This window comes from Caballeronia sp. LZ065 (assembly GCF_031450975.1).
Lineage (GTDB): Bacteria > Pseudomonadota > Gammaproteobacteria > Burkholderiales > Burkholderiaceae > Caballeronia.
On record NZ_JARUXV010000002.1, the window covers coordinates 443,988 to 462,076 of the forward strand.

Consider the following 18,089-nt stretch of genomic DNA (forward strand, 5'->3'; position numbering starts at 1 on the left):
GCACCGCGGAAGAGGGTTTCGTCCATGAGAGACCTCGCTGTTCTGCCTTCGTGCGCCGCGTTTCCTGCGGCCGCGGGGTTGATCGGGTGCGTGTTCAGACCGGACGGGTCGAAGCTCGCAAGATGACTTCACAACGCAGACTGGTCGTGCTGTACGGCGTTTCACGCGCCGTCCGCAGTCTTCTGTCCAGTACGTCGGCAATGGCTTGCGCCACGCCGTTGATGGGCTGCGCCACCACGGTGATGCCGGGCTCATAGAGTCCGAAGAGCGGCGGGTCGTCGAACGAGACGAGCGACACACGCTCCGGCACGCGCACCTTCGAATCCTTCAGGCAGCGCAATACCCCGAGCGCCATCACGTAGTTGCCGCAGAAGATCGCCGTGGGCGGCTCGGGCAGCGCCAACAGGCGAGCCGCCGCATCCGTGCCGCCCTGGATCGACCAGTGTCCGGAGATCACATAACGCTTGTCCACGGTCAGGCTGCGCTCGGCCAGTGCATCGCAATAGCCGAGGTAACGTTCGTTGGCGGCGGTGTCGATCAGTTCGCCCGTCACGATGCCCACGCGCCGGTGGCCAATGTCGAGCAGATGCCGCACCAGGTTCGTCGAGGCTTCGCGGTTGTTGACGAACACGCGATCCGCGGGAAGCCCGGCAAGGTCGTTGTCGTACAGGACCAGCGGCAGGCCGGTCGAGATCAACTGGTCGACACGCTCGAACAGATGCTCGACGCCCGACATCACCAGCGCATCGATGCGCTGCGCCGACAGATAATCAAGGCCGTCTTCCATCAGGCGCGTGTCGCCGCCATGGCAGTAGATCAGCAGCGCACGTCCGTCGCGACGCAGCGCGCGCGACAGATGTTCGAGCATGGCGCCGTGGAATTCATCGAACGAAGGCGCGAGCAGGCCGACGACATGCGTGACATCGGTCTTCATCGCGACGGCCGCCGCGTTCCGCTTGAAGTTCAATGCCCGGATCGCTTCCTCGATCTGCTCGCGGTTCGCACGACGCACCGGGAAGCCATTCAGATGGCGCGATACGGTCCCCACCGCGACTTTCGCGCGGCGCGCCACGTCCACGATCGTCGCGGAACGGGGTTTGACGGCTTCGTTCGAGTTGTCGTCTTTCATGAGTCGCCGCTGTGCCGTGAGGTGTCCGTCATTCGGTTTCGAAGACCACCGCCGCGTGGATCCGCAGGCGGGGCACCGTGATATGCACTGCGCCTTCCGCGCCCGAAGTCCAGTCGAGCGGCTCGCCCGAGAGGGCGTCGTAGCAGCGCTTAGGCGGGCGCGGAAGACGCACGCAAGCCGATACCGGTCCAATCGCCGCAATGTCCTCGATGATCTCCATCACGCGCGTGCCGCCCCCTTCGACCGGCATGGCCTGGCCACGCACTTGCGCCGGGCCGTGGAGCAGGTGCAGCACGTAACGCTTGCTGCGCGCCTGATACGTGAGCGCGCGCCGCCCCGACGACGGCAGGTCGGTGGTCACGATCGCATGCGGCAGCAAGCGCGCGATCAACGCTTCCACGATGTATCGATAGACCGGTTGCCCCACCGCCCGGTACAGCCTGAAGACCGGATGAGCGAGATAGGCACGGCCCCGGTGTATCGATGCGGCCACGCCGGACGGTGTCGCGTGCACGTCATGGGGCGCGTGCATGTGCGAGCAGAAACGCTCGGCCGTGCGGTTGAAGTAGGGCGGGCGGATCACGCCGAGCACGTCGGCGCCTTGCGTGCGGACCTGCAATGCATCGTCATAGAAGACGACCGGGCTGGCCGGAATGCGCGCGTCGAGGCCTTCGTTCATCGTGACGTAGGTGGGCTTGAAACCCGTGTTCCCGGCTTCGATGCACAGACCGAAATCGAGGGCGAACGCGTCGTCTTCATTCTGGCCAGAGCGCCATGACGCCAGCAAGGTGCCGCCATCCGCGAGGAAGGCTTCGAGCCGCTGTGCAAGCGCGCGATCCACCGGAATCTCGTCCGGCAGGATGATCAGCCGATAGTCCTCGAAGCGTGCGTGACGGTCGATGACATCGAACGGACGATGCGCTTCGAGCAGCATCTGCACCGCGCCTTCATCGCTGGGATGCGCGCGGTTCGCGCCGGGCCGCATGTGTTCCGCCGAGAGAATCGCGATCTCCGGGACCTGCACCGCACCCTCCAGGAACGGTTCGAGCTTTGCAATGCGCGCGTAGGCCGGCGCGATGCGCTCGTAGGTGCTGTGATCGATCGCGCCGCTCGGATGCAACGCGTCGCCGACGAGGCACTTCGAACCGAGCGCGGCCATCTGCGTGCATTCGTATTCGAGCGCATCCGGATGCTTGAAGCCGCCGAATTCACCCCAGCCCGCGTGAAACTTGCCGGTGTGCGCGACGTATTCGAGGCCGAGCGTCGCGGCATGGCGCGCGCTCGCGGGGAAATGGGTGTAGCCCCAGCCACCCGTCGGCAGGCTCTCCAGTTCGAGATGCGTGTAGTGCCGGTAACGTCGCGAATCGCGTTTGGAGATGTGCCCCGCGTTGTAGAACACGCGCAGGCGCGGGAACTCGGCGAACAGCGCCTCGCTGGTCTCGGCGCGAAACTGCGCGAGCCCGGCTTCGTCATTCAACAAACGGTCGCCGGCGCGGGCGAGATCGAGGCCGTTCGACGCCATGCGCGCAATGCAGTTCGGGCAACAGCAGTCGCTTGCCATGACGATGTCGAAGAACAGACCCGGCGGGTCATAGCGGAAGACCACTTCACGCGCCTGATCGAGAATTCGCTGGCGCAACGGCGCGTGGCTCAAACAAAGGGTTTGCCAGCGCGAGGCGGGTGGCGCGGCATCGGGCGCGCGCTGCACGCGCCACTCGGGATGTTCCCGCGCCGTCTGCTCGTCCCACTGCACGGTGAGGTAGATCGGGCTTTCGATGCCGGCTTCTTTCAATGCAGCGATCATCTCGCCCAGCAGATCGGGCCGGACGAGGTTTGGATGGACTTGGCCCACGCGAGTCGGATAGTAGGACCAGCCGTGATGGCACTTCGCGAACACCGTGATCGAATCGACGTGCGCTTGCTGCAGCGTGGCGATGAAGTCGACGGCATCGAACGCTTCGCCGACACACGGAATGTGCTCGGACGTATGGAAGTCGAGATGAATCTGCCGGTAGCGAAGAGGATGAACGTCACGTCGCGCAAGAGAGCTCATGGCGTCATTCCTTGCCGCCGCTGCGGCTCAAGGCGCCGCCTGCGAACTGGCGCTGAAACAGGATGAACATCATGAGCGGCACGATGGCCGTGATGAGGGCGGCCGTCGCGCGCAGATTCCAGCTGGCGTCGTAGGTGCCCGCGATCCGTGCGAACGCCACCGGTAACGGAATCTGCGAGCGCAGATACAACAGCGGCAGCAGCAACGCGTTCCAGGTCCACAGGAACTGCAGGATGCCGACCGCACTGATCGACGGGAGCATGTTGGGCAGCACGACACGCCAGAACACCGCCACCGGGCCGCAGCCGTCGATGCGCGCGGCCTCGATGAGTTCGCGCGGAAAGTCGTCGAGGAAATGCTTCACCACGACAATCGACCACGCGAAGGAAAGGCCGACGTACGGAATCGCCACGGCGAGCACATGGTCGATCAAGCCCCAGTCGCGCCATAGCCGGAACAGCGGCAGGACGATCACCTGTTGCGGCAGGACGAACGTGGCGACGATCAGAAGCAGGATCGTGCGCCGCAGCGGAAAGCGCAGAAAGTGGAACGCATAGGCTGCGGGAGGCGTGAGCAGCATGGTCGCGAGCGTGGCGCTGCCGGCAAGCTTGAGCGTCACCCAGAAGGCGTTCAGCAGCGGGAATTGCGACCAGATGTCCCGCCACGAAGCGAGCGTCAGCGTGAACGGCCCGGTGGTCCACCAGCCGAGCGCGGCCTCCTGCACCGGACGAAGCGACGTGACGATCACACCGATGACCGGCACGATCCAGATGCATGCCACGAGACTGACGAGCGCAGTGGCCCAGCGCGAGGAACGGGTCATGATGCCTCCGCCGCGCGCCGGAGGATGTACGGGATCGACACGAGCAGCACCGTGGCCAGCAGGACGAGCGTGGCGGCCGCGCCATAGCCGAGCTTGAACTGCGTCATCGACTCGCGATACATGAAGAAGCCGAGCGTTTCCGTGGAACGGACCGGACCGCCGTTCGTCATGACGAAGAGCAGGTCGAAGGCGCGCAAGCTGCCGATCAGCGTGATGAACGTCGAGACTCTGACGCCGGGCATCGAGAGAGGCATCACGATGTGCCGGATCAGCGCGACGCCTTTGGCGCCGTCCATGCGGGCGGCCTCGACGATCTGCGCGGGAATCGCTTGCGTGGCGGCGAAGCACAGCATCAGCGGCAAGCCGGCCTGCGCCCACGAATACGCGATCACGAGCGCGGCGAGCGCGGTCGATGGATCGCCCAGCCACGCATGCGCGAAGCGTCCGAGGCCGATGCCTTCCAGCCCCGCGTTGAGCAAGCCGCCCGAATCCGGCCGGAAGATGCCGAGCCAGATGAAACCCGTCACGGTCTCGGAGAGGCCATAGGCTGCGAAGATCATCACGCGTGGAATGCGCGTCGCCTTTGGGGCGAGCGAGCAGGCCATCGCGAGGCTCCAGCCGGCGCCGACTGAAAGCAGTGTCGTCGATGCCGTCCAGATCAGCGTGGTCCGCCATGCACGCTGGAAGTGACTGTCCTGGAACAGGGCCTCGTAGTTGCCGAAGCCGATGTAATGGCCCGCGCTGAGGCCTTTCATGTCGGTGAAGCTCAGGCGGATCGTGTCGATCAGCGGATAGGCCACGGCCAGCCCGAACAGGATCACGGCAGGCGCGATGAGCAGGCAGGCCGCGCGCGTTTCGCTCCATCGCGAGGCAAGGATGCGCGCGCGGCGGCGTTGGCCGGCGTCTTGCGCGCACGGTCGGCACAGGGCCGACGCGTTCGCCGCGACACCCGTGAGTTGCGCCAGACGAGTTTCGTGTTCGTTCATCGAGGCTCGTGATGTTGAGGTTCACTGCCTGCGCCACCGGGCGCGGGCATCATCGATACGACGACTGGGCCTTCTGTTCGATTGCGGCGAGCACCTTGTCGATGGTGGTGTCGCTCGGGTCCTGCAGGAAGATCTGGAGTTGCACGCGATACTCGTCGACCAGGTCGCCCGGCAGAAGATCGCCGAGTACGAACTGGTTTTCCGAGGCTTTCACCGCATTCGACGACACCGTGGCCACCGGACTCAAGTGCGCGGTATCCGCCTTGGCGGAAGGCGACGCCAGCCCGCTTTTCGCTTCGATGGCCGCGGCTTCCGGGCCTGTGATCCAGCGCATGAAAGCATCGGCGGCAGCGGGGTTCGAACCGGACTTCAACGCGACGAATTCCTTCGTGTCGATGCTCGATGTGTCGTCATGACCGAGGCCGAGCGCAGGGAACTGGAACATCGCGTAGTCCACGCCTTCTTTCAGACCGTAGTCGCTCTTCGCCCGGCTGTTCACCCACATGCCGATCAGTTCATAGCCGTGCGAGCCGGACTTGAGCACCTCGTTGGCGGCGCCGTCCCATTCGGTCGCGAGCATTCGATCGGGCGCGTCGCAACATCCGGCGCGGAGCATGTCGGCATACAGGCGCAGCGCCGTGCGAACGACGGGATCGGTCCAGCGGATCTGGTGCGCCGCGAGTTTCGATGCAGCGTCCACGCCGCCCACCCGCAACAGCAAGGTCTCGAACCATTCGGCATGCGCCCAGGTTTTAGCGGGCATGGAAATGGGCGTGATGCCGGCCGCGCGCAGCTTGCTGAAGCTGTCGAGGAAGGCGCGCCAGGTCTTCGGCGGTTCAGCGATGCCGGCCTTCTTCAGCCCGTCCGTCCGATAGAAAATGCCGCTGCGGTCGCCGAACGTGAAAGTGACGCCGTAGGTGACGCCCTTGTATTGCCCGAGACGCCGCCACGGTTCGCCGAGATCGACGGTGTTCCATTGCGCGTCGAGCGGGCGGAGCATGCCTGCGTCGGCAAGCTCGGCGCGAAACGCGGGCCAGGTGTTGACGAGCAGGTCGGCTTTCTCTCCGCCGAGCAGGGCCGTGCGGATGGCGCCGCGCGGATCGCCCTGCACCGTGAGATTGATTTCGCGAATCCTGATGTCGGGATGGCTGCGCTGAAAGGCGCTTTCCATTGCATGCATGACTTCGCCTTCCGAGCCCGACAACCAGCTGATGATCACGAGCTCGCCGCTCTGAGCCGAAGCGAGCGACGGAGCCAGGATGGTTGTCATTGCAACGACTAAAGCGGACGCCGACAAGACGCTAGGCATTGCCCTGCTCCAGAGCCTGAGAGGTGGCTCGATAACAGTTTCAGTTTAATTGAAACGTTATCAACTTACTTGGAGGGTGGCAAGAATTGGTTTCGTGCCAACGACGTATTCGTCTTGACGAGGTAATGGTATGAGCGTTTCCCTTGGCAGGGTTTTCCATCTCTCCGCGCCACGCCGACAGGATTAACGACTTTTCAAGTTAATATTAGATTGGCTTAATCGGAGCGCTTATTTTTGTACTTCTGAGTGGTTACATTAGTATTTTCTTGCAATTCGACGCGTAAGACTTTTTTGTCGGACCAATTCATTACTCACGCCGGGGCACAGATCTTCTCTGCCAGAACGGCCACAATCCGTCCTTTCAAGACAGCGAGAAAGCCATGAAGAACTCATTTCCAAGGAAGTTGTGTGCGCTGCTGTTCGTTCTGGCGGCGATCATTCCGCCGGTCGCCGCGTGGTCGAAAACGGTCGTGATTGGTGGGAAGAATTTCACCGAGCAGCAGTTGATGGCGGAACTCACCGCGCAATTGCTCGAAGCAAAGGGCTTCTCCGTCGACAAGAAAGTCGGCATGGGCAGCATGGTGCTGCGTCAGGCTCAGGAGAACGGCCAGATCGATGTGTACTGGGAATACGTCGGCACCGCGCTGAACAACTACGACAAGTTCACCGACAAGCTCAGCGCGCCTGACATGTATCGCAAGGTCAGCGAGCTCGATGCGCCGAAGGGGCTGGTCTGGCTCGATCCCTCGAAGGTCGACAATGTCTACGCGTTCGCGATGAATCAGGACGAGGCGAAGAAGCTGGGCATCACCTCGATCAGCGATCTCGCCAAGGTGGTTCGCGGCGGCCAGTCGATGGTCTTCGCGTGCAACTCCGAGTTCTACGGCCGCGCGGATGGCTTGCGTCCACTCGAAAAGACCTATGACTTCAGTTTCGGTCCCAGTGAGATCAAGCGGATGGATTCGGGCCTCACGTATCAGGCGCTGAAGGACCGGCAGGTCAACGTCGCGCTCGTGTTCACGACAGACGGCCGCATTCCCGCGTTCAACTTCGTCGTGTTGAAGGACGACAAGGGGTTCATCCAGCCGAACACGCTCGCGCCGGTGGTCCGGAAGGCAACGCTCGATGCCAACCCGACGCTCGCGCCCGCATTGAACGCACTGGCCGCCAGGCTCGACACGCCCACCATGATTCGCCTCAACGCGAGCGTCGATCTCGAGAAGAAATCGCTGCAAGATGTCGCCCGCGCCTTCCTGCAGCAATCCGGACTGCTTTGATCACATGGCCAGCGCCGCACATTCCATGAAAGCATCCCCTGCTGGCTTCATTCACGAACTGACGTTCGATGATCTGCCCGATCACGTCGTGGAACAGGGCAAGCTTTGCCTGCTCGATCTGTTCGGCGTCGCGATGATGGGGCGGCGCACGGACTTTTCGCGGATCGCAAGCGATCACGCTGTTGAATTCTTTGCCGCGGGCCGACTGCGTTCCCGTCTGCTGTTCGACGGGCGCATGGCGAGTCCCATCGGCGCGGGACTGGCCGGGGCGATGACGATTGACAGCTGCGACGGCCACGACGGGCACGCCGAGACCAAGGGTCACGTCGGCGTAACGGTGATAGCCGCGCTGCTCGCCCTTGCCGATCTGCAGCGCGACATGAGCGGTCGCGAATTCCTGACCTGTGTCGCGCTGGGTTACGAGGTCGGCACTCGGGCCGGCATTGCCCTGCATGCGAGCGCGTGCGACTACCACACGTCGGGCGCCTGGAACGCGCTCGCGGCGGCGGCGCTCGCTGCGCGGCGGCTCGGGCTCGATGCGAACCAGACGCGCGAAGCGCTCGGGATCGCGGAATATCACGGGCCACGCAGCCAGATGATGCGCTGCGTCGACCATCCCACCATGGTGCGGGACGGCTCGGGCTGGGGCTGCATGGCGGGCCTGAGCGCGGGCTTCCTGGCGCAGCAGGGCTTTACCGGCGCGCCCGCGATCACGGTCGAGCAGGAAGCGTCGCGCGCGTACTGGAGCGATCTCGGCGAGCGCTGGCGCATCATGGAGCAGTACTTCAAGCCGCAGCCGGTGTGCCGTTGGGTGCACCCGGCGATCGATGCGGCGCAGCGGCTGCGGCAGGAACACGGCTTCGCGATCGGCGAGATACGCGCGGTGCGCATCCAGACGTTTCACAACGCAATCCGTCTCGATCATCCCGAACCCCGGACCACTGAAGTGTCGCAATACAGCTTGCCGTTTCCGGTGGCGGTCGCGCTGAAATACGGCGCCGTCACCCTCGACGCACTCCAGGGCGCGAGCCTCGACGATCCCGAAGTGCTGCGTGTCAGCCGTCTGATTCGCGCGGAAGAACAGGCTGACTTCAATGCGCGGTTCCCAAAGCAGCGCTACGCGAACGTGACTGTCGAACTAAACGACGGGCGACGCTTCGATTCGGGTCCGACGCAGGCGCTGGGCGATCCCGATCTGCCGTTCGGCGCTACGGCGTTGCGCGAGAAGTTTCGTCGCTTTGCCGAAACAGCCTGTGACGCTCAACACGCGCGAGCGCTGGAGTCGCGCGTCGATAACCTGGCGGACAGCGACGAAACCGTGGCGCCGCTGCTCGAACTGGTGCTCGACACGATTCGCGTCATGCCCGTCGAACGATGAGAGCCAACCCGTGAGCGATTCATCGCGACTCGATATCCGGGCCCTGCGCGTCTTCGACGCGGTCGCGTCGAGCGGAAGTATTTCGGCAGCGGCCAGCGCGCTGGGCGTCACGCAGTCCGCCGTGTCGCAGGCGGTCGGGCAGATCGAAGAGATGTTGGGCACGAAGGTACTTGACCGCAGCCGCCGTCCGATGCTGCTCACGCCGGCCGGTATCGCGCTGCGGCGGCACGCGCAGACGGTGGTCGAAGAAATGGAACGGCTGCTTGCGGTGGTGCGTGAAGCGGACCTGACCGGCCGGCCGGAGATCCGCATCGGCATGATCGATTCATACGCGGCCACGGTGGGACCGGCGGTGGTCAAGCACACGATTGCACAGGGCAATCAGGTCGTCCTGCGTGCCGGGTTCGCCGACAGTCTCTCGCTCGCGCTACTGCAACGGCAACTCGATCTGATCGTCACCTCCGATCCCATGGACGACTTGGATAACCTGGTGCGGCGGCCGTTGTTCGTGGAGCCGTCGCTGCTCGTCGTGCATGCGGCGCGGCGTGAGCAATATCGCTCGGCGGATCTGCAGACGCTCGCGCGCGAGTTGCCGTTCGTCCGCTTCAGCAAACGGTCGCACTATGGCGCGGTGACGGAGCGGTATCTGCGGCGCTGCGGCGTGAGCGCCGATCGCCATCTGGAGATCGACGCCGCCGACGTGCTCCTGGCGATGGTCGCGGCCGACCTGGGATGGTCGATCTGTCCGGCCCTTGCGCTGTTGCAGGGGCGGGCGCACTTGCAGGACATCGCGGCTATCCCGGTTGCCGATCCACCGCTGGTGCGCACGATCTTCCAGGTCTCGCGTGCGGGCGAGTACGAAGAAACCGCGGAGTTTCTCTACCAGACCAGCCGGCGCGTGCTTGAGAAAGGTGTGTTCGCCGAGATACGGGCGCGGCTTCCTGAAGTCGGGGCGAAGCTGCATCTCAGTTAGCGGCGAGGCGGGGCGCGGCTTGCATCGCCGGCATCGCCGCGCCGACCGGACAGGCCGGTCCAGTACCCTTCGGGCGTGAACGCATCAGGACACCGGCCCGCACCCACCCGCTCAAAGCCTACAGCTTGGCATCGTTGATCGGGAACGTGGGTCGCGAGTCCTTGGTCGACAAGCCCCATTTCTTGAGCAGCATGTCGTACACGCCATCCTTCTGCAACTTGCGCAGGGCCTGCTGCACGGCGCCCGCCATCTGCTTGCCTTTCTCGTCGGTGCCGAAGCCAATGCCATACGGCGCAATGTAGTTGAAGTAGACGACCTTGTACTTCTCGGGGAACTTGCTGGCGTTGTAGTTCGCGACCGGAGAGTCTACCCATGCAGCGTCGCTGGCCTTGGTGGTCAGCGACAGCAAGGTCATGTTCGTGTCGGGATAGGTCGCGAGCGAAAGAGGCTTCTTGCCCTGCGCTACGCATTTTGCACTGAGCTTGTTCGCTTCCTCCACGGTCGCGGTGCCGCGCGGCAATGCTACTTGCAGACCGCAGAGATCGTCGAGCGATCCCACCACGAGATTGCGCGACGGCGACGCAACGATGGTCTCACCGATATTCAGGTAATCGACGAACGTGACCATGTTGTGTCGCGACGGAAAGTCCGCCAGCGACAGCAGCACGTCGAAGCGATTGGCGCTGAGGCCGGGAATCAGGGCATCGAACGAGGTCTGCGTGAGTTGCAGCTTCATGCCGAGCACGTCAGCGGCGGCGGAAAGCAGATCCGGGGTAAAGCCCGCAATGTTGCCGTCGTCGTTGATGAACTTCACGGGCGCGACATCCGGATTCACCGCGGCCGTGAAGGTCCCTCGCTCACGATAGGCCTTCGGCACCAGCGCCGACAGTGTAGCGTCGGCCTTGATGCCGGGAACTTTCGGTGCTTCGTCCGCGTGCGCGGCGAAGCCCGGCGCAAGCGTGGCCGCTGCCGCCATGGCAAGCGAGACGGCGAGCAAGGTAGGGCGCTTGCGCGGCATGGACTTCGGAGCGTGATCGTTCATCGTCGTGGTTACCTGGGGTGGAGAGAAGGCCGCAAAAAGGCAGTCAGTGTGCGGTGGATGATTCGGGTCGCGCATGGCCAGCGGCAAAGCGCGACAGCGCAAAGGGCTCGAGCTCGGGCGCGCGCGCGCCGCCGAGAACTTCGTCGGCCACGGCGTTGGCGAGATACGGTGCAAGCGTCACGCCGCTATGGGTCGTGACCGCATAGAGTCTGCGCGACGCGTCGAGCCAGTCGGCGATGGTCAGGCCATCATCGGTCAGTACGCGGTTGGCGATGCCCACTGTCTCGACGCAGGTGTCGTGCAACTTCGGGAAGAGGCGCTGCGCGCGCGCGTGAAAGAGCTGCGGCAGCGACCAGATATGCGGATCGTTGCGGTCCCAGCTGCCGCCTGTCGGGTGATCGGTAAACACCACGCCGCGCCTGCGGTCGGGCCGGATGGAGATGCCTTCGCCGCGAATCACGTGCGCCACCCGGGCCAGTGTGGGCGCGGTCGTGCAGAGGAGGCCGACGGTCGGAAAGTGCGGCCCGCGCGCGGACGATGCCGGGCTGGCAAGCGGCGCGACCGGTTCAAGCAACGGGTAGTCGCGTCCGAGGGTCGCGGCGAGCGCGCGCACGCCATTGCCGGCCGCCAGCACCACGTGATCGGCGTGATAGACGGTGCGCTCTTGACATTCGTTGATGGTCACCACGCCGGTCTCGTCGAAGCCCGTCACCGTTTCATGCGGATGAAAGCGTGCGCCGCGCGCGATGGCTGCGCCGATCAACTGGTCGCACATGGCCGGGACATCGGTCCAGCCCTCGCGCGCGAACCAGCAGCCGCCGACGATGCGCGATACATCGAGGTCCGGCTCCAGCTCGGCGATCTGCTGACGCGTGAGCATCTCGGCCTGATAGTCCCGCGCATGATGGCGCCGCACTTTCAGCGCGACGCCAGCGAGGTCGGCGTCATCGGCGATCAGCTCGATGCTGCCTGTCTGGTGAAACCAGCTTGCACCGGGAATGCGCCGCATCCAGTCTTCATGCGTATCGAGCCCGCGCAGGTGAAGGTCGCCCCAGCAGGCGGGCAGTTTCGTGTTGCCGTTGACCCATCCAAAGCTTGGCGTGCCGGACGACGAAGCAGACACGATCGTGACCTCCGCGCCGCGCGCCGCGAACGCGTATGCCTGCGCCGCCGCGATGACGCCCGCGCCGACGATGATGACTCTTGCGCTTCCCATTTCAGCCTTTCATGTCGTTGGAAAAATGCTCGCTGCAAAGTGCCGCGAACACGCGCACAAACATTATTTAATCATTGTATTTCAATGAGTTAAATAAAAAACTGCACATTGTGCAATCGTCGATGCAAATCCCATGAGCTTGTTGTACCATGTCAAAAAGCGTACGCGCAACACGTTCTCTGCTTCGTGCATGGTCTTCCGTATGCCTCGTTCAACTTCCTGTGCATAACGCATGAGTCAAAGCCTCGATCGCGGATTGGAAATTTTGAAGTCGCTACTGAGCGCGCCGAAGACCGTCGATGAAATCGCCGCGGATCTCGACGTCCATGCGACCACGGCCTTCCGCCTGTTGAAGGTGCTGGAGGAGCACCGCTTCGTGAAGAAGATGGAGAACCGGCAGTTCTGTCTCGGACCGGCGTTTCTCGGGCTGTCGTCCACCTTCATGGGCAACAACATACTCATTGAGGTCGCGCGGCCGTTCATGGTGCGTCTGAACTACCGCACCATGCAGGCCGTGCATCTCGCCGTGTTCGACGCCGGCGAGGCCATGTATATCGACAAGCTCGAAGCAAAACACGGCTTTCGCACCCACTCGCGCATCGGCCTGTCCGCGCCGATGCACGCCTCCGCCATCGCCAAGGTCATCCTCGCGTATCTGAAGAAACGCGAGCGGGACGCGCTCGTCGAGTCCATCAACTACGAACGCTTCACGCCCGCCACCATTCACACGCGCGAAGCCATGCGCGCCGACATCAATCGCACGCGCGAAAACGGTTATGCCACCGAGGTCGGCGAGCAGGAACCCTATATGAACGCCATCGCCTTGCCGATCCTGGATCCGGCCGGGCGCTTGCTCGCGGGTCTGTCCGTATCGGCGCCGGCGCCCGTGATGCCGTTCTCCGACCTGCTTGAACTGCTGGACGACGTCACGCTGACCTGCAAGGACATCGCCTCCGAACTGCTTTCGCGCGACCAGCCCTGACGGCTTCAACGCCCCAGGACGCGTGCCGCGCTTCCGCCATCCCCGTTCGCTCATCATCTTCGGAGCCTCTGCTCATGACAGCCCATGCGTCATCCTCGTCCGTTCACGCCGGCCATCCGGCGGCGCCGCCGCAGCCCGCCCTCAAGCACGCGCCCGCGTGGGCCAGCGATCTGCCGGACGACGTTCCCACACCCGCGCTCATCGTGAGCGAGGCGGGCGTGCTCGCCAATCTGGGGCGCACCGCGCAGGCCTGCGGCGGCGTCGGGCGGCTGATGCCGCATGTAAAGACCCATCGCGCGCCGTGGATCGTCCGCCTGCTGCTCGAACAGGGCGTCACGGCCTTCAAGGCGGCGACCGTCGCCGAGGTCGCCATGACGCTCGAGGCCGGCGCGCGGCATGTCGTGTGGGCCTATCCCACGGTCAACCGGGCGAATCTCCACGAGTTGCTGGCACTCGCCGCACGGCATCCGGAGGCGCGCATCGGCGCGCTCGTCGATTCGCTGCACGGGCTGCGCACCTGGTCCGAACTCCTGGCGCAGAAAGCAGTGCCGAACCTGCATCTGATCGTCGACCTGGACGTCGGCATGGGGCGCACCGGTGCGTCGCTTGCCGACGGTACGGCGTTCACGCTCGCGTGCGAACTGCATGCGCTCGGCTGCTTCGGCGGCTGGCATGCCTACGACGGCCATATCCACGACCGCGACCCTGCGGTGCGACGCGCCCGCGTGCAAGACGGCATCGAGGCCGTGCAAGGGCTGCTGGCGCAAGCTGGTGTCCGCGGCCTCTCGACGCAACTGATCGCGGGCGGCAGTTACAGCTTCGATGTCTGGCCGCCCGAGCTCGCCACGTTCGTGTCGCCGGGCAGCTTCGTGTATTCGAGTTCCGAGCATGACGTTGACCTCGCGCCGCTCAGCTGGACACCGAGCGCCTACGTGCTCGCCACGGTGATCTCGCAGAACGGCGGCACCGTCACGCTCGACGCGGGCGCCAAGGCCATCGCGCCGGACAAGCCCTTGCGCGAACGCTTCGCGTGGCCTGGCGCGATCCGCCTGATGAGCGAGGAGCATGTGGTGGTCGAGAGCGCGGGGCAAGGACTGCGGGTCGGCGACCAGGTGATGCTGATGCCGCGTCACGCCTGTACGACCGCATATCTGTTCGACAGCGCCGCCGTGCGCGCACGGGATGGCGGGTGGGACGTGCGGCCCCAGCTCGGCAGCCGCCGTTGACGGCTTGCGCGCTGCGTTGGAAGACGCGGCGCGCGTGACAGGCCTGCCTTTCAGGCGGTCTCGAGCGCGCTACGAGCGAAGTCGCGCTGGTGCCACAGCAGACAGCTGACGGCGGCTTCGTCGTTGACGATGGCGTCGATCACCTGTCCGACGATGATGCTGTGCGAGAAGCCGTCGTGTATCGCGAGCACGGTGCAGTCGAAGGCGACGGCCGCGCCGGGCAGCATCGGCGCGCCGCTCTTGCCCGCGCGCCATAGCTGCGGCTCGAAGCGCTCCGCGCCGCGCGCGCTGGAGAAGCGCTGTGCCACCGCCTTCTGGCTGGCCGCGAGCAGATTCACCGCGAAGATGCGGCTGCGCAGAATGACATCATGGGCCGAAGCTGTTTTGTTCACGCAGACAAGCACGGTAGCCGGGTCCACCGACAAGCTGCACACCGACGTGGCGATGAGACCCGCCGGCACGCCATGCTCGCGGGTGGTGACGGCCGTCACGCCGCTTGCGAAGGACGCCATCGCATGACGGAACGTCTCGGCGGAAGTGTTGGTTTCGATAGACATCGTTGGAGCTCTCAGGGGTTGCAAGCGCCGCCGCGATCGCGCGCGGCGGCGAACAGGCGCCAGGGCGGATGCTTCAATCGCCGTAGCGCAGCGGCTTCAGGCCGAGATTGCCCCGCAGCGTCGCTGCTTCGTATTCCGTGCGGAACAACCCGCGCCGGCGCAACTCGGGGAGGATGAACTCGTCGAGGTCGTCCATGCCCTGTGGCAGCGTCGCGGGACAGATGTTGAAGCCATCGGCCGCGCCGGCCTCGAACCACGCCTGCATGTCGTCGACGATATCCTCCGCCGTGCCGATCAGCAGCCGCCCGCTGTTGCCCGCGGCCATGCGCTTGTAGAGCTGGCGGATCGAGAGCTTGTCGCGCTCGGCCATCAACAGCAGGTTCGCGGCGATGCTGCGCACGCGCTGCGATCCGAGGTCCGGCACCGGGCCATCGAGATCGTAGCTGGAGAGATCGCCCAGCGTGCTGTAGAGAATGGCGAGGCCGGCCAACGGATCGATCAGGTCCTGCAACTGGTCGAACTTGTCCTGCGCTTCCTGGCGCGTCTTCGCCACATAGGGCGTGAGGCCCGGCATGATCAGCAACTGGTCCGGCGTGCGGCCGTACTTCTCCATGCGGCCTTTCACGTCGTCGTAGTATTCCTTCGCCGCCTTGAGGTCGAACGCATTGCTGTAGACCACGTCCGCGTTCTTCGCGGCGATCTCGCGACCCGATTCGTTGGCGCCGGCCTGCACGATGATCGGCCGGCCCTGCGGCGTGCGCGCCGAATTCAAGGGCCCGCGCACGCTGAAGTGCTTGCCCTTGTGATGCGGCGTGTGCAGCTTGGACTCGTCGTAGTACACGCCGCTTGCCTTGTTGCGCAAGAACGCATCGTCTTCCCAGCTGTCCCAGAGCTTGCGCACGACTTCGACGAACTCGTCGGCGCGCTCGTAGCGTTCCTCGTAACCCATGTGTTCGTCGCGGCTGAAGTTCCAGGCTTCCTGCTGCGACCATGAGGTCACGACGTTCCAGCCGGCGCGCCCGCCGCTGATGTGATCGATGGAAGCGTATTTGCGCGCGACGTGGAACGGTTCGTTATAGGTAGTCGAAGCGGTCGCCACCAGTCCGATGTTCGACGTGCACGCGCCGATTGCCGCGAGCAGCGTGAGCGGTTCGAGCTCGGCATTCTTGTAGTCGCGCGCGAGCGAGCCGCGCGGCTCGTCGGACGCACGCACGCCGATGCCGTCGGCGAAGAAGATCATGTCGAGCTTGGCCGCTTCCGCTTTCTTGGCGACCGCGAGGAAGTGATTGAAATCGATCGCGCCAGCGGCCGGCACATCCGGGTGCCTCCAGGCGGCGATGTGATAACCGAGATAGCGCATCGAGAGACCGACTCTCATTTTTTCGTCTTTCTTCATCAAAGGTTCCGTAGTTCGTAAGGTGAGTGAAGCACTCAGCCGCGCGTGAGCTCGGTCGCGCAGGTTGGAGAGGAAGCGGCGGCAGCGTTCCGTGCCGCCGCCTTCGAAAATATGCGCAGGCGTCCCCTGATCGACGATGCGCCCGCCATCCATGAACACGACCCGGTTCGACACCTTGCGCGCGAACTCCATCTCGTGCGTGACGACGATCATCGTCGTGCCGCCGAGCGCGAGTTCCTTCATGACGTCGAGCACTTCCTTCACGAGTTCGGGATCGAGTGCGCTGGTCGGCTCGTCGAAGAGCATGACTTCAGGCTCCATGGCAAGCGCGCGCGCAATGGCGACGCGCTGCTTCTGGCCGCCGGAAAGCTGCGCCGGATAGTGATTCATCTTGTCGGCGAGACCAACGCGCGACAGCAGCGCGCGGCCTTTCTCGATGACGTCGCGCCGCGCCGCACCGCCCACGATGCGCGGCCCCGCGATCACGTTGTCGAGCGCGGTGTAGTGCGGAAAGAGATGAAAGCCCTGGAACACCATGCCGAAAAAGCGGCGCTGACGATCCAGCTCTTTCTTCGGCAGACGCACCCGGCGCGCGCCGCGCATTTCGACGCCAAGGGCTTCGCCCCGGAATGCCATGCTGCCGGAGTCGATCAGCTCCAGCATGTTGATGCAGCGCAGGAGCGTGCTCTTGCCGGAGCCGGAAGGGCCGATCACGGCGACCACTTCTCCGCGCTGCATCGAAAAATCGACGGTGTGCAGCGCGGTGAAGTCGCCGAAATGCTTGGTGACCGCGTGCATCTCGAGCAGCGGGGCGGCGGCGCCGATCGCGTGCAGATGGTTCATCGTTGCACTCCTTTGCCGAAGCGGCGTTCAAGCAGGTTTTGACCGATCATGGCGAGGCTCGTCAGAAACAGATACCAGAGGCATGCCACCGTCAGCAGCGGAATGGTCTCGAAGTTGGCGGAATAGATGAGCTGCACGGTGGTCAGCAACTCGACGTAGCCGATCACGGTGACGAGCGACGTGTTCTTGAACATCGTGATGAGTTCATTCGCGAGCGGCGGAATGATGATGCGGACCGCCTGCGGCATCACGACGTGCCACATCATGCGGAAGTCGCTCATGCCCATGGCTTTGCAAGCCTCGCGCTGGCCCTGGTCGACTGCCGCCAGACCGCCGCGAAAGATCTCTGCGCTATAGCCGCCGAGGTAGAGCGCGAGCCCGATGATCGCGGCGCTGAAGCGCGAGATGAGGTTGTTGGTGTCGACGTCGAACAGATTGACATGCAGGAACGGCAGCGGGAGATAGATGCGCGGCACGAGCGCGGAGAGAAAGAACAGGAACAGCAGCATGGCGAGCGTCGGCGTGGCGCGGATGATCCAGATGTACAGGTACGCCGCGCCGCGCAGCACAGGGTTCTCCGCCATGCGGCAGCCGGCGATCACCACGCCGAACGCGAGACCGAGCAGGCTTGCGAGTGCGGTGAGGATGAGCGTGTTGCCGAGTCCGGCGAGCACACGCTTGTTGAACAGATAGTGGGCGACCACGTCCCACTGCCAGCGCGGGTTGTCGATCACCAGCTGATAGAACAGCACGAGCGCCACGATCAGAAGCGCGTAGCACAGCCAGTCGGACTTCTTGGGTCGCGGGTGAATGCGCAGTTCGGCGCTGGGCTCAGCGGGACGCTCGGGTCGGGCGACCGTCGGTTCCTGAAGATAGACGGCTTTCTCTTGCATATGCGG

At 64.3% G+C, this 18,089-nt stretch carries 15 protein-coding genes; 5 read left to right on the top strand and 10 right to left on the bottom strand.

Annotated elements, in window-relative coordinates; translation table 11 throughout:
• Positions 1-94: 94 nt before the first annotated feature.
• From QCE63_RS16205 to QCE63_RS16225, 5 genes are read right to left on the bottom strand one after another with little or no spacing between them, the layout of a single operon-like run.
• A complete protein-coding gene (locus tag QCE63_RS16205) occupies positions 95-1,129 on the bottom strand; it encodes a LacI family DNA-binding transcriptional regulator (RefSeq protein ID WP_309834385.1) in 1,035 nt (344 codons plus the stop codon).
• A gap of 28 nt (positions 1,130-1,157) precedes the next feature.
• Positions 1,158-3,182 carry a beta-galactosidase trimerization domain-containing protein gene (locus tag QCE63_RS16210; protein ID WP_309834386.1) on the bottom strand — a complete coding sequence of 675 codons (2,025 nt, stop codon included), beginning with the start codon at positions 3,180-3,182 and terminating at the stop codon, positions 1,158-1,160.
• A 4-nt stretch (positions 3,183-3,186) separates the two neighbouring features.
• Positions 3,187-4,005, bottom strand: a complete 819-nt coding sequence (locus QCE63_RS16215; protein ID WP_309834388.1) for a carbohydrate ABC transporter permease — start codon at positions 4,003-4,005, stop codon at positions 3,187-3,189.
• Positions 4,002-4,991 (bottom strand): sugar ABC transporter permease, encoded by a 990-nt coding sequence (locus QCE63_RS16220; protein ID WP_309834389.1) that lies wholly within the window; start codon positions 4,989-4,991, stop codon positions 4,002-4,004. The genes QCE63_RS16215 and QCE63_RS16220 overlap by 4 nt, the downstream gene beginning before the upstream one ends.
• A gap of 49 nt (positions 4,992-5,040) precedes the next feature.
• Positions 5,041-6,300, bottom strand: a complete 1,260-nt coding sequence (locus tag QCE63_RS16225) for an ABC transporter substrate-binding protein (protein WP_309834390.1) — start codon at positions 6,298-6,300, stop codon at positions 5,041-5,043.
• Between the two features lie 380 nt (positions 6,301-6,680).
• Between QCE63_RS16225 and QCE63_RS16230 the strand changes: the two genes are divergently transcribed.
• The 3 genes from QCE63_RS16230 to QCE63_RS16240 are packed head-to-tail and all read left to right on the top strand — an operon-like array spanning position 6,681 to position 9,928.
• Entirely contained in the window at positions 6,681-7,577 is an 897-nt protein-coding gene (locus tag QCE63_RS16230) for a glycine betaine ABC transporter substrate-binding protein (protein WP_309834391.1), read from the top strand.
• A gap of 25 nt (positions 7,578-7,602) precedes the next feature.
• Positions 7,603-8,955, top strand: coding sequence for an MmgE/PrpD family protein (locus QCE63_RS16235; protein ID WP_309834392.1), 1,353 nt, complete (start codon positions 7,603-7,605; stop codon positions 8,953-8,955).
• 10 nt (positions 8,956-8,965) lie between these two features.
• Positions 8,966-9,928 carry a LysR family transcriptional regulator gene (locus QCE63_RS16240; RefSeq protein ID WP_309834393.1) on the top strand — a complete coding sequence of 321 codons (963 nt, stop codon included), beginning with the start codon at positions 8,966-8,968 and terminating at the stop codon, positions 9,926-9,928.
• 118 nt (positions 9,929-10,046) lie between these two features.
• On the opposite strand, the gene QCE63_RS16245 is transcribed toward QCE63_RS16240, so the two are convergent.
• Together QCE63_RS16245 and QCE63_RS16250 are read right to left on the bottom strand one after the other, a co-directional pair.
• Positions 10,047-10,970, bottom strand: coding sequence for an ABC transporter substrate-binding protein (locus tag QCE63_RS16245; RefSeq protein WP_309834394.1), 924 nt, complete (start codon positions 10,968-10,970; stop codon positions 10,047-10,049).
• A gap of 43 nt (positions 10,971-11,013) precedes the next feature.
• Entirely contained in the window at positions 11,014-12,186 is a 1,173-nt protein-coding gene (locus QCE63_RS16250) for an FAD-binding oxidoreductase (protein ID WP_309834395.1), read from the bottom strand.
• Between the two features lie 232 nt (positions 12,187-12,418).
• Between QCE63_RS16250 and QCE63_RS16255 the strand changes: the two genes are divergently transcribed.
• Together QCE63_RS16255 and QCE63_RS16260 are read left to right on the top strand one after the other, a co-directional pair.
• Positions 12,419-13,168 carry an IclR family transcriptional regulator gene (locus QCE63_RS16255; protein ID WP_309834396.1) on the top strand — a complete coding sequence of 250 codons (750 nt, stop codon included), beginning with the start codon at positions 12,419-12,421 and terminating at the stop codon, positions 13,166-13,168.
• A gap of 74 nt (positions 13,169-13,242) precedes the next feature.
• Positions 13,243-14,394: an alanine racemase gene (locus QCE63_RS16260; protein WP_309834397.1), complete on the top strand. Its 1,152-nt coding sequence runs from the start codon at positions 13,243-13,245 to the stop codon at positions 14,392-14,394.
• A 50-nt stretch (positions 14,395-14,444) separates the two neighbouring features.
• On the opposite strand, the gene QCE63_RS16265 is transcribed toward QCE63_RS16260, so the two are convergent.
• The 3 genes from QCE63_RS16265 to QCE63_RS16275 all read right to left on the bottom strand — a co-directional run bounded on the left by QCE63_RS16265 (position 14,445) and on the right by QCE63_RS16275 (position 18,083).
• Positions 14,445-14,951: a flavin reductase family protein gene (locus tag QCE63_RS16265; RefSeq protein ID WP_309834398.1), complete on the bottom strand. Its 507-nt coding sequence runs from the start codon at positions 14,949-14,951 to the stop codon at positions 14,445-14,447.
• A 73-nt stretch (positions 14,952-15,024) separates the two neighbouring features.
• Positions 15,025-17,190 (bottom strand): NtaA/DmoA family FMN-dependent monooxygenase, encoded by a 2,166-nt coding sequence (locus tag QCE63_RS16270; RefSeq protein ID WP_309834399.1) that lies wholly within the window; start codon positions 17,188-17,190, stop codon positions 15,025-15,027.
• Positions 17,187-18,083 (bottom strand): amino acid ABC transporter permease, encoded by an 897-nt coding sequence (locus QCE63_RS16275; RefSeq protein WP_309834400.1) that lies wholly within the window; start codon positions 18,081-18,083, stop codon positions 17,187-17,189. The genes QCE63_RS16270 and QCE63_RS16275 overlap by 4 nt, the downstream gene beginning before the upstream one ends.
• Positions 18,084-18,089 lie beyond the last annotated feature (6 nt).

What these genes read in the sequence shown, in the direction of transcription:
- QCE63_RS16205 (WP_309834385.1), bottom strand. Translation starts at nt 1,129, where the DNA reads ATGAAAGACGACAACTCGAACGAAGCCGTCAAACCCCGTTCCGCGACG.
- QCE63_RS16210 (WP_309834386.1), bottom strand. Translation starts at nt 3,182, where the DNA reads ATGAGCTCTCTTGCGCGACGTGACGTTCATCCTCTTCGCTACCGGCAG.
- QCE63_RS16215 (WP_309834388.1), bottom strand. Translation starts at nt 4,005, where the DNA reads ATGACCCGTTCCTCGCGCTGGGCCACTGCGCTCGTCAGTCTCGTGGCA.
- QCE63_RS16220 (WP_309834389.1), bottom strand. Translation starts at nt 4,991, where the DNA reads ATGAACGAACACGAAACTCGTCTGGCGCAACTCACGGGTGTCGCGGCG.
- QCE63_RS16225 (WP_309834390.1), bottom strand. Translation starts at nt 6,300, where the DNA reads ATGCCTAGCGTCTTGTCGGCGTCCGCTTTAGTCGTTGCAATGACAACC.
- QCE63_RS16230 (WP_309834391.1), top strand. Translation starts at nt 6,681, where the DNA reads ATGAAGAACTCATTTCCAAGGAAGTTGTGTGCGCTGCTGTTCGTTCTG.
- QCE63_RS16235 (WP_309834392.1), top strand. Translation starts at nt 7,603, where the DNA reads ATGAAAGCATCCCCTGCTGGCTTCATTCACGAACTGACGTTCGATGAT.
- QCE63_RS16245 (WP_309834394.1), bottom strand. Translation starts at nt 10,970, where the DNA reads ATGAACGATCACGCTCCGAAGTCCATGCCGCGCAAGCGCCCTACCTTG.
- QCE63_RS16250 (WP_309834395.1), bottom strand. Translation starts at nt 12,186, where the DNA reads ATGGGAAGCGCAAGAGTCATCATCGTCGGCGCGGGCGTCATCGCGGCG.
- QCE63_RS16255 (WP_309834396.1), top strand. Translation starts at nt 12,419, where the DNA reads ATGAGTCAAAGCCTCGATCGCGGATTGGAAATTTTGAAGTCGCTACTG.
- QCE63_RS16260 (WP_309834397.1), top strand. Translation starts at nt 13,243, where the DNA reads ATGACAGCCCATGCGTCATCCTCGTCCGTTCACGCCGGCCATCCGGCG.
- QCE63_RS16265 (WP_309834398.1), bottom strand. Translation starts at nt 14,951, where the DNA reads ATGTCTATCGAAACCAACACTTCCGCCGAGACGTTCCGTCATGCGATG.
- QCE63_RS16270 (WP_309834399.1), bottom strand. Translation starts at nt 17,190, where the DNA reads ATGAACCATCTGCACGCGATCGGCGCCGCCGCCCCGCTGCTCGAGATG.
- QCE63_RS16275 (WP_309834400.1), bottom strand. Translation starts at nt 18,083, where the DNA reads ATGCAAGAGAAAGCCGTCTATCTTCAGGAACCGACGGTCGCCCGACCC.